Annotated in this window: 10 protein-coding genes and 2 pseudogenes; all 12 read right to left on the bottom strand. The window is 59.1% G+C overall.

The window, feature by feature from the left end; all coding sequences use genetic code 11:
* Positions 1–2,757: error-prone DNA polymerase (gene dnaE2, locus C3F12_00575; GenBank protein PWB49026.1), on the bottom strand; the 2,757-nt coding region annotated here is incomplete at its 3' end.
* Positions 2,758–2,913: 156 nt separating this feature from the next.
* On the bottom strand, positions 2,914–4,407 hold the full coding sequence (locus C3F12_00570; GenBank protein ID PWB49025.1) for a DNA repair nucleotidyltransferase: 1,494 nt from the start codon (positions 4,405–4,407) through the stop codon (positions 2,914–2,916).
* Complete coding sequence (locus C3F12_00565) at positions 4,385–5,032, bottom strand: recombinase A (GenBank protein PWB49024.1); 648 nt, start codon at positions 5,030–5,032, stop codon at positions 4,385–4,387. The genes C3F12_00570 and C3F12_00565 overlap by 23 nt, the downstream gene beginning before the upstream one ends.
* 41 nt (positions 5,033–5,073) lie before the next feature.
* A complete protein-coding gene (locus C3F12_00560; protein PWB49031.1) occupies positions 5,074–5,832 on the bottom strand; it encodes a hypothetical protein in 759 nt (252 codons plus the stop codon).
* Complete coding sequence (locus C3F12_00555) at positions 5,829–6,389, bottom strand: hypothetical protein (GenBank protein PWB49023.1); 561 nt, start codon at positions 6,387–6,389, stop codon at positions 5,829–5,831. The genes C3F12_00560 and C3F12_00555 overlap by 4 nt, the downstream gene beginning before the upstream one ends.
* 392 nt (positions 6,390–6,781) lie before the next feature.
* A pseudogene (locus C3F12_00550) lies at positions 6,782–7,675 on the bottom strand (SAM-dependent methyltransferase).
* 19 nt (positions 7,676–7,694) lie between these two features.
* Positions 7,695–8,497, bottom strand: a pseudogene (locus C3F12_00545) (hypothetical protein).
* Between the two features lie 80 nt (positions 8,498–8,577).
* Entirely contained in the window at positions 8,578–9,555 is a 978-nt protein-coding gene (locus C3F12_00540) for a hypothetical protein (GenBank protein ID PWB49022.1), read from the bottom strand.
* A gap of 178 nt (positions 9,556–9,733) precedes the next feature.
* Complete coding sequence (locus tag C3F12_00535; GenBank protein PWB49021.1) at positions 9,734–10,045, bottom strand: DUF962 domain-containing protein; 312 nt, start codon at positions 10,043–10,045, stop codon at positions 9,734–9,736.
* 24 nt (positions 10,046–10,069) lie between these two features.
* Positions 10,070–10,663 carry a repressor LexA gene (locus C3F12_00530; GenBank protein PWB49020.1) on the bottom strand — a complete coding sequence of 198 codons (594 nt, stop codon included), beginning with the start codon at positions 10,661–10,663 and terminating at the stop codon, positions 10,070–10,072.
* Between the two features lie 73 nt (positions 10,664–10,736).
* Entirely contained in the window at positions 10,737–12,104 is a 1,368-nt protein-coding gene (locus C3F12_00525; protein ID PWB49019.1) for a Fis family transcriptional regulator, read from the bottom strand.
* Positions 12,101–14,083 carry a hypothetical protein gene (locus tag C3F12_00520; GenBank protein ID PWB49018.1) on the bottom strand — a complete coding sequence of 661 codons (1,983 nt, stop codon included), beginning with the start codon at positions 14,081–14,083 and terminating at the stop codon, positions 12,101–12,103. The genes C3F12_00525 and C3F12_00520 overlap by 4 nt, the downstream gene beginning before the upstream one ends.
* Between the last annotated feature and the right edge of the window lie 15 nt (positions 14,084–14,098).

Below are 14,098 nucleotides of genomic sequence, written 5' to 3'. Positions count from 1 at the left end.
GGCAGCGCCAAGCGGTGTAAAGGCGGGGCTGGCCTCTTGGACGACCGTCGGTAGGGGAGTGACTCTTGACTGAGTGCCCATCGCCTCCCAAAGCGCCGCCCGCCGGTCCAGCCTGTCCTGAGCAGCGCCGGAGGAGCCGAATCCCTCGAAGGCACCCGCCTCGGCCAGCGCCGCGAGCACTCCCTTATTCAACTCCGTACGGTGAATGAAATCTGCAAGCGATGTGAAGGGCGCGATGCGGCGAGTATCCTCGATTCGCTTCCAGTCGCCTTCGCCCAACCCCTTCACGTACCGCAGGCCCATCTGCACAGCGAAGCCGCCTGTACTCTGCGGGCACGGCTCCATGGTACAGTCCCAGGCGCTTGCCTGCGCATCCACAGGCCGCACGATGAGGCCGTGGCGCTTGGCGTCCTCGACGATGGTGGCCGGGGCGTAGAAGCCCATCGGCTGGGCGTTGAGCAGCGCGCAGGTGAACTCCGCCGGGTAGTGTCGCTTGAGCCACGCCGTGGCGTAGGCGATCAGGGCGAAGCTGGCGGCATGCGCCTCGGGGAACCCGTATTCACCGAAGCCCCGGATCTGGGAGAAGACGCGCTCGGCGAACTCCACAGCGATCCCCTTAGCCTGCATCCGTGAGATGAGGCGTTCGCGGTGGCGCTCGATTTGTCCGGATCTTCGCCAAGCCGCCATGTCGCGCCGGAGTTGATCCGCCTCGCCTGGGGTGTAGTCGGCGGCGATCATCGCCAGCCGCATCACCTGCTCCTGAAACAGCGGTACCCCCAGCGTCTTCTCCAGCACCGGCTGAAGTGATGGATGAGGGTAGAGGACCGGCTCCTCGCCGCGCCGGCGACGCAGGTAGGGGTGGACCATGCCGCCGGTGATGGGGCCGGGGCGGACGATGCTCACCTCGATGACCAGGTCGTAGAAGGAGCGGGGCTGAAGTCGCGGAAGCATCGCCATCTGGGCCCGGCTTTCGATTTGGAATACCCCCACGGTGTCGGCTCGCTGGATCATCTCGAAGGTCGCCGGATCGTTGGGCGGGATGCCGGCCATGTCCAGCTCGAGGCCGCGGTGTTGCTTCAACAGGCGGAAGCAGAGATCGAGGTGGCTGAGCGCCCCCAGTCCCAGCAGGTCCACCTTGAAGAGGCCCAGCGCCTCCAGGTCGTCCTTGTCCCACTGGATCACTGTGCGGCCCGGCATGGTGGCGTTCTCGACGGGGACGATGGTCCAGATCGGATCGTGGCCCAGCAGAAAGCCGCCGGGGTGGATGGAGAGGTGGCGGGGCACCTCCAGGATCTCATTCGTGAGGCGCAGCAGATGCCGGTGCAGCGGCGTCTCGGGATCGAGTCCGGCCTGTCGCAGCGCCTCAGACGTGATGTCGCCATGGTGGGACAGGAGCCGGGTCAGGCGATCCATGGAGGTTTCCGGCAGGCCGAGCGCCTTGCCTACGTCGCGGACCGCCGATCGAGGTCGGTAGCGGATCACGTTGACCACCATCGCAGCATGGGAGCGGCCGTAGGTGTCGTAGACGTGCTGGATCACCTCCTCGCGCCGGTTGTGCTGGATGTCCAGGTCGATGTCGGGCGGCTCGGCGCGCTCGCGGGAGATGAACCGCTCGAATAAGAGCCCCATCCGTACCGGGTCGATGGCCGTGATACCGAGGCAGTAGCAGACCGCCGAGTTGGCCGCCGAGCCCCGCCCTTGACAAAGGATGCCGCGCTGCCGGCAGAACTCGACGATTTCCCACATGGTCAGGAAGTAGCCCGGATAGTCGAGGGCGTCAATAAGGTGCAGCTCTGTCTCAAGCTGCCTGACGACGTCGGGCGGAACCTTACCGTCATAGTGGCGCCTGGCCCCCTCGAAGGTGAGTTGCCGCAGCCGCTGGGCGGAGCCTGCCCTGAGCAAAGCCGAAGGGGTGGTGCCGTTCGGAAGACGCTCCGAGGGGTAGCGGTACCGAAGCTCGGCCAGGGAGAAGGTGCAGCGGTCGGCTATCTCCTCGGTTCGGGCGACAGCCGCCGGATCGTCCGCGAACAGGGTCGCAAATTCATGAGGCGATTTGAGGTAATGTTCGGCGTTGGGTTTGAGTTGACGACCGGCGGTCGAGACGGCGACGCCGTGGCGGATCGCGGTCAGTACATCCTGGAGGGGGCGACGGGCTGAGGTATGGTAGAGCATCTCGGTAGCCGCGACAAGGGGCAGGTCGTAGCGAGCGGCACGCGCGCGCAGCCGCGCCTCCATCCGGATCTCGTCGGCCTGACGATGACGAGCGAGGAGCGCGTAGAGCCGATCGCCGAAGGCCTCACGCAGTGGGCCGGCTACGTCGTCAGGATCGGTTTCGCCTGCCCTGTAGGGGCGGGGTGACCCCGCCCCTACGCTCATATCGCCCCACAGTGCGATCAGGCCGCTTGCGTGTCGACAGACCTCATCCCATGTGACGGAGGAGCTTCCTTTAGGAGAACGCAGCCGCCCGATGGTGATCAACCGGCAGAGATTGCTGTAGCCGTTCCGATCCTGAGCCAGAAGCACGAGGTTCGAGTGATCGGCCAGCGCGATCTGCGCACCGACGATGAGATGCAGACCAAGCTCGCGCGCCTTGACATGCGCCCGGACGATTCCGTAGACGCCATCGCGGTCGGTCAACGCCAGCGTCTTCAGTCTCAGGCGATAGGCTTCCTCAACCAGTTCCTCAGGGTGGCTCGCGCCTTCGAGGAACGAGAAGTAACTTTTGCACCAGAGCGGGGTATACGAATGTGAAGCCATCGGCAGACAATCCCTTGCGTCATTGCGAGCGACTAACGGGAGCGCGGCAATCTAACCGTTCTTCCCTATCGTCTACTTAAAACGGTGAGATTGCTTCGCTGCGCTCGCAATGACACTCGCTGTGCATATACAGTTATTACACCTAGTTATGGTGATTTATTCAACTGTTCCATGAAGAAACCAGCAGCGGCGATTCTGGTCGTAGTAGACCCACAGTAGTTCGCCGCGACGGGTTTCGACGAAGTAGTAGCCGCGATGCGTCTCTCGTCCCCACCACCCGCCGCTGACGATATACGGTCCGTACAGTAGGGGCGGGGTCACCCCGCCCTCACTAGGTGGTACACGCAACGGGACCGGCTTGGTAATGATCCGACGCACCAGACTCCGCTCTCTAGTTGCGAGTTTCGAGTTGTGAGTTGTGAGTGCTCCCCCTGACCCCTGACCCCTAATCCCTAATCCCTGTTTTAACGGTTCCCATCTGAAACTCGCTTCAGGGAGGTGGGCGTCCGCAAGCCGTACCCGTCCTACCGCCTCATCTCCGAAGGTGGCTCGAATGCGGGCCAGTGCTCGATTGGCTGCATCCGGATCGCGCTTGAGCCGTTCCATAATCAGCCGATGCTGTTCGGCTGGCACCGGAACACCAGTTGCCGTCAGCTCTATCTCGATCACCCCGGCGGAAAGCGTAACGGCCTCAAGCCGCAACCGAACGAGATCGAGTATCTGCGTCGCATCCAGCGTCGGGGCCGCGGGACAGACGTGCCCCTCGCGCCATTCGCCCCCGTCCAGCCGGAGGCGAAGCATGAGCCGGGTAAGCGCCTCGCCTCGGGCGGCCAGCGCCTGAAGTAGCGGATGGAGCAGCCCTTTGAGGCGGAATAGCAGGCGCATTGCGTCGGTCTCAGGATCATCGAGGACAAGCCGCTGTCGAATCGACTCCTGAGGCTTTAGCGGTCGTAGCGGTGTCCAGAGATCGCCGGACGCCATTCGGTGGAGGCGATAGGCTGCTTCGCCGAAGCGCGTGAGCAACCCGCCGGCCGGAAGGGCGAGGAGTGCGCCTACAGTCGTGACGCCCAGCTTTACGAGCGTATCCAGAAAATCCGGATCAAGTTCCAGACATTCGAGCCGAACCTGTCGCGCCGCGTCACGCTCATCGTCAGGATCATTGAATACCACGATCCCATCTTGCGCCATGGCCACGGCATAGGTCCCGAAGCGTGTGAAGCCCACTGCGATCGCTGCGCGGAAGCCCACGCCGTTCAGATCGGCCGCGATCAGCCGTGCCCATGCCTCATGTGATGAGTAGAGGCGAGTAAGCCCAACTCCGTTCAGCCAAAAGATACCGGGCTCGTCGACGGACGGCTCGATCTCCGGCGTAAATCGTCGGAGCCGTTCCGTGATCGCCTCGATTGCCTCATTGATCTCGGCAAGTGGAACTACACCAGCCCGCAGATCGGCCGCCAGCGAACAGCCGGCGGTGTAGCGGAGGCCGGGACGCACGCCGACCTTATGCGCCGCCGCATTCACGTAATAGATGAACCCATGTGGTCTATCTTCAGTAACGACGGCAATCGGACAGGTCGACCACTCGGGATGGCGACGGAGCAGAAGCTGCAAGGGGAGAGCAGGGAGACTAACGCAGGCCAGCCGGTCCACAACAGACCTCCATGTGCCGCCAGGTCGGACCACGGCGCTTATCCTTGAGGACGGTGAGCCCGCACGCAAAACGGCCTGCCTGTGCGTCGCACGCAGACAGGTCATCGGCCAGCCGCTCCCTCCTGGCGGTAACCCTGAGCGAGACGAGCGGGCCCAGCGACGGGACCTCATCCCCCTTTGCCGTAAGGCAGAGGAGGGCGGTCTGATGTTTGTGCGCCAGACCTGCCAGGCGAATCTGGAGCGGGGCGGGGACATCAGGCTTGGTGCCTAAATCGAGCACGACCAGACCGAAGGCGCCCGACCGTATAAGTTGATCTGCGGCGCGAGCTACCGCCCTGTCATCAGAAACTCGGACGATCACCAAAGCGTCAAGATCAACCCCTCCCTCAGCCGCGTCGGGTGGATAGAAGAGGCTGTCGTCACGCGTGATCCAGGCTACCGGCTCGTTCTGCCGCTGCGCCTGTAACACCAGTCCGAAGGCCAGCGTGAGCGAAGCCGTCGCCCCCGCACCCGAAATCTCCACCAGCCGCCCGGCAACCTGCTCAAGGCTCCATCCTACCCCTTGTGCGCTTCTCTCTTGCTGTAGCGAAAGGGCGTGACTGCTATAGGACTTGTTGATATACATATGACTAACATCATGAGCCAAAAAAAACGCCTACCCATCAGTCACCGCGAGCACGCAGAGGTCGGATTGCAAGACATGGCCTCCGGTGTCGTGCTCGCTGGTACCTCATCCCAAGTCCTGCCGTCCAGGAGACGACCGGCGCGCTTCTTGTTCGTACCGCCCCATTGCTTGAAGAAGAAGGGGACACCGGCCTGACGACATGCCTGCAAGATCTCGACGACCCATGATCGCTCTATCGGGCGCGCCCCCGGCCCCGATTCGCCCCCGACAATGGCCCAATCGATGCCCCGCAGATCTACGGCGCCAAGTGATTCTAGCAGCGGCTCGAAGGAGATGAACTTGATAGCTGCCGGGGTATGCCGAAGGTGATCGATCCGATACAGATACGACCTGGCCTCAATGCTGACACCCATCCAGATGTTGTCCGTCCACGGCAGCGACGGGGCCAATTGCCGGAACCGCTCGGATCGCTTGGTGAGTACCTGGAATTGATGCCAGTGCGCTTGCTGCATCACCTCAAACACTCGGACGATGTACTCGACAGGCACCGCTTCGTGAAACAGATCGCTCATCGAATTGACGAAGATCCGATGGGGCCGCTTCCAACTGAATGGAAGCCGGAGCATCTGTTCCTGAAGCGTCACCTCGAAGTCGTTCCGATAGTTGTAGTTACCCATGGCCTGCAGGCGATGGGACAGCCGCTCCGCATAGCAATGTTGACATCCTGGGCTGATTTTCGTGCAACCTGTGACTGGGTTCCACGAAAGCTCCGTCCATTCGATATTCGTCCGCGCCATCACAGCCACCCTGCCTCGGCAGCGAGGGCGATCACCTCGAAGAGTGCAGCACTATCAATACGGGGCGGATGCCATTCGAGTGGAGAGCGGTCCTTTTTCGAACTGTTACATGACGCGCAGGCGGGTACCACGTTGCCAGGTTGTGTCTCCCCGCCGCGCGATAGGGGCAAGACGTGATCCCGGGTCTCGGGGAGGCCACCGCAATAAACACACTGCTCTCCGTAGAGATCGAGCAGCAACTCCCCCGCGGCGGGAGGCAGTGGTTGAGTTCGCCGCTTGCGCGCCCTAGCCCGTGCTCGGATTACCGGCCCACCCATGCCCGCGTAGTAACGGCGATACGCTTCGCGCTCGTGGGCTCGGCAACGCCCCTGCTTGGTCACCTCTGTCGCTGGCAGCCAAGCTCGGCAGTCACAGCACCAGCGCAAGCCTCGAGCGGCCATCTGGCGGCGAAGCTGCTGGCCGGGGCGAGCCGGATCTTGGCGACGATACGTCCGCACGCGCCGCCCACCCCGATCAATCCACATGGCATCGGTCCATTCGATTGCGGTGTTGTCTGCCATTACCCATTATCCCTTCTTTGGGCTAGCGCCGAAATCGGTTCCGATTCCCGCTGGCTGTCGCCAAAAGGTTTGCGGGCGGACACAACAAACTCAAACAGTTCCTTCTTTGAGGTGCGCTTACGGCTTGTCTGCACCGTGACCGACTCGAATCCAACAGCCTCGAACATGGCTGCGTAAATCATTTCGACGGGGAGTATGACGTCATAGAACTTGGAATTCCCAATAATGTAGTGAATAGCGCTGCCCGGCCTCATGAGACGAAACAACCCTCGGCAGTGCTGGACCATATCGATGAAGTATTTATGGACATAGCGGGCAAGGATATCACTCTTAGCGGCGATCCGCTGTAGGATAGCCGGAAACTTTTCATGGGGGATTTCCACATCAGAGTCTGGCTGCCACTTACTTAAGTTGCTTGTAGCGCATCCCCAGGTTCCGCCGATGGCTCGCCAATCAAGTTCACCTGCTGCACGACCGCCATTCAGGAAACCGAGCCAGTACATGTACGGACGAAGCTCTCGGATATAACTCATACGGTTCGGGTATGGGGGTGACGTGATAACGCAGGTATAGTAGTCGGCCTTTAATCCGGTCTCAAGGTTCCGGGCGTCAAGGAGCAACACGCGTGGTTGTATGGCAATGGGGCTCCGAGCTCCCAAAGCAATTGTCGAGACGGCCTGCTCCCACGTTGCTACGACAGGGTTACCTTCGAAGCCAGGCAGGGCGACTACCTTCGGGTTCGGCTGCTTCTTGAAGGACATTGACTGGTGCCCAAAGCTGACATGAGCGTGATCCATCATTGTTCGGCAGAAAGCAACCTTGAGGAGATCGCACGCATTGGGTGACACGAGGTTCTCAAAGCTATTGATCTTGGCAATCGCATGACCTAAGGCTGTCAGAGTAGACGCATCCCACCACTTTTCGATCTGATGTAATGGGGGCACCCAGATTGGCTGACCGTTAGTGGACCGGATCGCCTCCGCCACCTGGCGGCTGGCCGCCATGAAGGAATTTATATCCGCTGCGTCGTAAGGTCTTGTTTTGACTATCGTAAGCCAGACGAGGAACGGGTTAATGTCGAGAGTATCGCAGGCAATGCCTTGCTCTGCACACACGAGTGCCGTGGTTCCTGTCCCGCAAAAGGGATCGAGGACAATGGCTTGCCTATCATGTGAATCCAGTAGGGCTTCCACTTGGTGGACCGAGTAGGCGGGGGTCAGCCGCAGCCACCCATAACGGGTGTGCCGCAGATTTCCTTTGAACGTCAGATAGTCATGCCTCCTCATGTTCGCCGCGCCGTTCACGTTACTTCGCCCTCAACAATACGGTGAGAACCCTTTCCAGTTCCTTTCTGAACCGAGCAGAGTTCTTCTCGAAGAAACCGGCCAAGTCATACCCCAACACATCGCGACAGAATGCGTAGGACTTTCTGTGCTGGAGTCACCTACAGTGCCAGTCAGCAGCAGCCACCGTGCTTGTGAGTAACGAATGGCTACGTCGTTGTCGATCTGCGTTGAGAGTAGTAGCAGGACTGGGATGTAGAGGTTGGCGTAGGCGTTGGAGGCATTGCTGATGTCTGCATTCTGCCGTTTGGAGTCCTTGCTCTTATAGCCTTGTCTCACCTCGAATACAGCGCCTCGGATCTGCGGGCGGAGTTCAGAGGTGAGGAGAACTTTCTCGTAGGTGGCTTGGAGCCATTGTTCCACGCGAGCCTTTGCGCCGACTGTGGCGATGTCGCCGAGAGTTATCCTTCCATCCAGACTGAGCGTCCGGGGCTGCTTGCCTGGCACGGGCACTTGATACTGCCAGCTTGCCTGCTCCGACGATAAGCCCAACTGATCCTGGAGAAGCTGGTGGAATAACCATTGACAACCGATACCCAACTGACGATAGATTGAGGTCATGCCGCCAGCCCCCTTGTGAGCGGCATACATGAGAGGAGAGTCCAGTCCGACCCAGTTGTAGAACGGATCGGCCCTGTACATCTGCTGAAACTGCCCAAGCGTTAACCCCGCCTTTTTACCCTTGCCGAACTTCGGCTTATAGGTAGCGCAAACCTGTATGGCCTTTGCTATCAACTGGAAATATTCCTCATCCTTTGACAACATTCTCGCCTCATCGACGCGCTTCTTGGTCATTAGGAGTTCCAGTCCCGTTTCAACGCTTGATTCTCCGTCGACAAAATCCGTTAGTTTCTGCTCTTCAAAGCAGATTGGGTGATCCGAGGACAGTCCCCACAGGTGCTGCCGTAGCCAAGCTCATTGAGCAGACCTTCGAGAAAAGCTTTTTCGGCGGAAAACGATGCTCTTGGACCAACCTTGATTTCCACCAAAGGGAGCCGTCGCGTCATTGGATTGCGAAGATCCATGAAAATGAAAGGTATGGATTCGTTGTCGCGCCCATAATACTGGATATTGGAAGCCTTTAATATGCCATCGTTCGGGTCCAGGATCAACCGAATCTCTCGTTCACTGTCGTAAGTTGGTGCCTTTATAAAGTCGATAAGTGTGAGCAAGTGGACGACAATCTCCCGTGTTATTCGGTCACGAAGTGCGGTAAGATGCTCGGACTGTTGCGAACATGTAGCAGCGAAAGTCTTCAAGTCGCAGATACCAGCTTTTACTAAACGCCATACAAGATCACATTGGTCGCGTTGGTTGTAGGTCACCGGTGCGCAGAAGATAAAGGGTTCTCCCCTCTGAACTGCAGGAACCTGCATCTTCAGCAATAGAGACAGGTTAAAGCCGATTGCAAAGCCCGTCCCAAATTTAGCGTAGGTCTCCCATTGTTCCGGGTGGTCGGAGCTGATTGTGAGGCAAGCGCAATATGCACTACTCAGTTCAGTTGTGTCATCGAGGAATTTGTCCAGGTTTTTACGGGTGTACGTCGCCAGGCTCTGGGCAACGTTTGGAAGGTCACGACGTCTGCCGACTTCGTTCAGTGCTTTGTAGATCACATTTCTTGCGTAGTCAAATTCTCCGGCGTCGTTCATTCTCATCCGGTATGTCGCCTGAAACCCACCACTCCCAAGAATCCCTTCCAATCCCGCATGTGTCGTATAGTGATAAAAGACGTCTAAAGCATCGGAAGGCATCACCGTGTACTGCTGGAAGACCTGACTGACTGTTAGAGGAAACGATTCCACAATCTTTGGCCATGTACCCATTTGTGGATCCTCCATGGCACTTTCCAAACCGGCTAATAGAGACATCCAACGATGGTAGTTATAAGTTCGTTAAGTTTCATCTATGCTCCGATTGATGGAATTTTGGTGCCCAATTAATTGCGCATTCACGTCACGGTTGCCCTGTCCTGTCCTGAGCCTGCTCGCATGCGTCTCGCGCTTAGATCTGAATTTTGTTGGTGAGGATCTCCCACCACATGCGCCAGTCGCCGAGGAAGCTGAGCCATGGATATGTGAACGTGGCCGGCTTGTTGTGTTCAAAGAAGAAATGGCCGATCCATGCTAAGGTGTAGGCTTGCACCAATGCCATTGGAACCAGCCACCACGTTTGCGTGATCGCGGCGGTAAGCAGCAGTGCGACCACGATCGTGGTGCCGATGAAGTGCAACAGTCGGCAGGTGCGGTTGGAGTGTTCGCTGAGATAAAATGGGTAAAACTCTTGAAATGTATGGTAAATCTGTGTGCTACGCATGGCTATTTCATTCATATGCTCGGCTTACAGCTTTCGGAAGACCCCGATGACCTTTCCCAAAATCTTGACGCGCTCCCCGTTCTCGATCCTGATCGGCGTGAACGCCTCATTCTCCGGCTTGAGGATCACCGTTGCACCATCAAGCTGGAAGCGCTTGACTGTGACCTCGTCCTCGACCATCGCCACCACGATCTCGCCAGGGTGGGCCTGCGGCTGCGCCGTCACGAGCACGAGATCGCCGTCGAAGATGCGGGCCTCGCGCATGCTGTCGCCCTGCACCTTCAAGAGAAAGGTCTTGCCGCTGCCGGTCCATTCCCGCGGAAGCGGGTAGCTCACCTCGACATGCTCGTCGGACAGGACCGGTTTGCCGGCCGTCACCCGGCCAAGCAGGGGAGTGAGGGCGGCGCGTTGCTCCCGGCGCAGGTCGATGGCCCGAGCCCGCTTGGGCGTACGCGTCAGGTGGCCGGCCCGCTCCAGCCGCTCGAGATGATACTGGACGCCCCGGATATAGATCTTCACGTGCCGGGCGATCTCGCGCTGCGTCGGAGGGGCGCCGTGCCGAGCCTTGTAGTCGGCGATGAAGTTCAGGATCTGCCGCTGCCGGTCGGTGAGTGTCATCGGGTCTCCCTGGTTTTTCTCCTCTCAACTTTAATATTATACATTAGACTAATATGTCAAGAAAAAAAGAGGATCAGCTCTTCTCGCGTATCTGTAGTTCCTTGATCAGACGGGTGAGGTAGGTCCGCTGAAGCCCCAGGGAGGTCGCGGCCTTCGATTGATTGCCTCCTGAGCGGTGTAGGGCTTCCCGAATGACCTGTCGCTTGTACGCGACAACAGCCTCATGGAACCCGCGAGGCATGTCTCCAGCGGGCGACTCCGGCGTGCCGGCGAGGACAGTCAACGGGAGGTCATCTGACGTGATCCGATCGTGGACACTCAGGACAGCGGCCCGCTCGATGAAGTTCGCCAACTCCCGCACATTGCCGGGCCAATGGTACCGTGTGAGCAACTCCCACGCATCAGGCGTAATCTCCTTGATCCGCTTTCCCAGATTGGTGCTGTATCGGGCCAGGAAGTGATTGGTCAAGGGAACAATATCCTCTGGGCGCTCTCGGAGCGGTGGAAGCGAGACGGAGACAACATTGAGTCGGAAGAACAGGTCCTCTCGGAACAATCCCTCACGGATCGCTTTATCCAGGCGTCGATTGGTGGCGGCTACGAAACGAAGATCGACCCGGATCGGCTTCGTCCCGCCGACCCGCTCAAACTCGTGCTCTTGAAGAACGCGAAGCAGCTTCGCCTGGAGGCGTGGCTTCAAGTCGCCGATCTCATCGAGGAATGCGGTGCCCCCATCCGCCAACTCTAACTTTCCGCACTTGCGCTGATGGGCGCCCGTAAAGGCCCCGCGCTCGTGTCCGAACAGCTCGCTTTCCAGCAACTCCTCAGATAATGCCACGCAATTGACGACCACAAAAGGTTTATCCCGCCTTGGACTCCATTGGTGAATGGCCCTCGCGAATATCTCTTTTCCGCTTCCGGTCTCCCCAAGCAGGAGGATCGTCGAACTGCTGGCCGCCGCCCGCCTGGCCACCTCAATGGCGTTCTGAATCTTTTCACTGTGTCCGATGATCGGCTGGCCCGGTCCCCTGACTTCACCGGCCAGTAAGAGGTTTTCCCGCTTCAGCCCCTCCCGTTCTAACGCCTTCCCAATGACCACTTCCAGATGTCCGGGACTGAACGGCTTGGTCAGGAAGTCGTAGGCGCCGACGCGCATCGCCTCAACCGCTTTTTCAATGGTGCCATAGGCTGTCATGACGATAGTGGTCGTCTCCAGCCCCTCATCGCGAATTGCCTTCAGTACCTCTAAACCGCTTTTCTTGGGCATCATGAGATCAAGGAGGGTGATCGTCGGCGAGTCCTCTCGCAGTCGCCTCAGCGCTTGCTCACCGTCTGACGCCTCCACGACCTCGAACCCCATCGCCTTCAGGCGATCACGCATCACCTCCCGAATGTCGGGGTCGTCGTCCACGATCAAGATCTTGCTGTGCTGGGCGCTCATGATAGGTTCTCCGCGTTACTTGGAGCGGTGGCGTTGCAACTCTCCACCAGAGGCCGTTGGGGCAGGGTAAAGGCAAATGTGCTTCCGCGGCCGATTTCGCTCGTAGCCCAGATGCGGCCCCCCTGCAGTTCCACCAAGCTCTTGGCGATGGCAAGGCCCAGGCCTGTCCCCTTCGCTTTCGCCTGTGCTCTATACTGGACTTGGTAGAACTTATCGAAGATATGGGGCAACTCTTTCGCTGGAATCCCTTCGCCGGTGTCGGTTACGGCAACTTCTATAAAGTCAGGCGTAAGGGGTAAGGCGTGAGGAGAGGTTACGTCACCCCTCACGCCTTCCGCTTCACGCCTTACGCCGGTCCGGGCTGTGACGGTGATCTCCCCGCCGGACGGTGTGAACTTGATCGCATTCCCAAGGAGGTTCATCAGTACCTGGCCCACCCTATCGCGGTCTGCATAGACGATCAACGGATCTGCCGTTTCGGTAAGTTGGAGTCGCAGACCCTTTTCTGTCGCCATCAGTCGAAGGGTTTCCAGCAGTTCGCTGGCGAGCCCTGAGGCGGAAAAGAAGGTGGGGGTAACTCGGACGCGGCCTTCTTCGATTCGCGCCAGGTCAAGCAGATCGTTAATAAGCCGAACAAGCTGATCAGTATTGGCCTTCACGCGCCGCAGGTACCATTGTTGCGGCTCGCTGAGCGGCCCCGTGATTTCCTCCAGCATGTTGTCGACAAAGCCCGTAATAGCGGTTAGCGGGGTGCGAAGTTCGTGCGAGACATTAAGCAGAAAATCAGATTTCGTCCGATCGAGCTCCTGCAACCTCCGATGTGACGACTCCAGGGCGGCGTTGACTTCCGACAGCTCGCTGGTCCTTTTCGCGATCTTGTCCTCCAAGCTGATATTCAGCGCTTCGATCTCGTGATAGGCGGAGGCGTTGTCGATGGCCATGGCGGCTTGCCTCGCCACACCATCCATAAGGCAGAGCTGCTCCGGTGTACAGGTGTAAGATTTTTCCCACCAGATGAGGAACAGCCCCCCAATGAGCTTCTCTTGAGCAACCATGGGCGCGAAAAGGCAGGATCGGAACCCGAGACGTTGGATAGCCGGATGCGCGCAGCGTGGGTCGGTAGGTACATCGATGGAGTAGACGGGCTCCCGCCGATCGAATGCCTCCTGGACAAGCGGCAACGCCCGCAGAGAAAGAGGACTCCGCTGGAAGGGTTCCGACACCCATTCCGGGAGGTTGTAGCCGGCAAAGGGACGAATGACCCCTTGCTCGGGATCGAGGAGGTAGGCCCCGGAGCTGTCGGCCTCCGCTGCGAGCGCCGCCTCTTTTGCTACGTGTAGAAGCGTCTCTTTCAGATCCAGTGTCGAGCTGAGGGATCGACTGACGGCGAGCAGCGTCTCGCATTCACGCAGCCGCTCCTGGGTGGCCTGAAACAGTCGAGCGTTTTCGATGGCGAGTGACACCTGACTGGCGATAGCGCTGGCCAGGAGCGTCTGGGCATCGGTAAACGGTTTGCCATCGACCATCTGGTGCAGAACGAGCACGCCGATTACCCTGTCTTGGCGGATGAGCGGGACGGACAGGAGTGCCTTCAGTCGGAATATCTCGATCCATCGGGTCGGCAGCAAGCCGCTGGTTGTCGGGTCCTCCAGGACAATGGGCTCGCGTCGTTCGATCGTGGCAATGATTGCCGGAATCTGTTCCCCTCTCTGACTCCCCATCTGTTTAAACTGTTCCCAAAGGTCGTCAAGTCGTTCCCCTGAGGCAGCCTGAGACATCATCGGAACTACTCGCTCACCTGACGCATCGCAAAGAAAGATTGAACAGACATCGGCTCCGCATGCCGCCGCAGTGCGCTGGGCGACGATCTTCAGCAGTTTTGTGAGATCGAGCGTGGAGGAGACCGCCCGGGCAATTTCCAGCAACACGGCCGGAGTATCAGGGGCATGAAAGGGGGTACTGGAAGACGTGCTGTTCATGCCCGCAAGGCTATC

The sequence above is a fragment of the Candidatus Methylomirabilota bacterium genome, from assembly GCA_003104975.1.
Taxonomy (GTDB): Bacteria; Methylomirabilota; Methylomirabilia; order Methylomirabilales; family Methylomirabilaceae; genus Methylomirabilis.
The sequence above is the reverse complement of the archived record's forward strand: the minus strand, read 5'-3'. Positions and strand labels throughout refer to the sequence as shown.

Bases quoted from the DNA above. Each gene is read 5' to 3' on its own strand.
- C3F12_00540 (PWB49022.1), bottom strand. From the start codon at position 9,555: ATGGGTACATGGCCAAAGATTGTGGAATCGTTTCCTCTAACAGTCAGT.
- C3F12_00525 (PWB49019.1), bottom strand. From the start codon at position 12,104: ATGAGCGCCCAGCACAGCAAGATCTTGATCGTGGACGACGACCCCGAC.
- C3F12_00520 (PWB49018.1), bottom strand. From the start codon at position 14,083: ATGAACAGCACGTCTTCCAGTACCCCCTTTCATGCCCCTGATACTCCG.
- C3F12_00530 (PWB49020.1), bottom strand. From the start codon at position 10,663: ATGACACTCACCGACCGGCAGCGGCAGATCCTGAACTTCATCGCCGAC.
- C3F12_00565 (PWB49024.1), bottom strand. From the start codon at position 5,032: ATGTATATCAACAAGTCCTATAGCAGTCACGCCCTTTCGCTACAGCAA.
- C3F12_00535 (PWB49021.1), bottom strand. From the start codon at position 10,045: ATGCGTAGCACACAGATTTACCATACATTTCAAGAGTTTTACCCATTT.
- C3F12_00555 (PWB49023.1), bottom strand. From the start codon at position 6,389: ATGGCAGACAACACCGCAATCGAATGGACCGATGCCATGTGGATTGAT.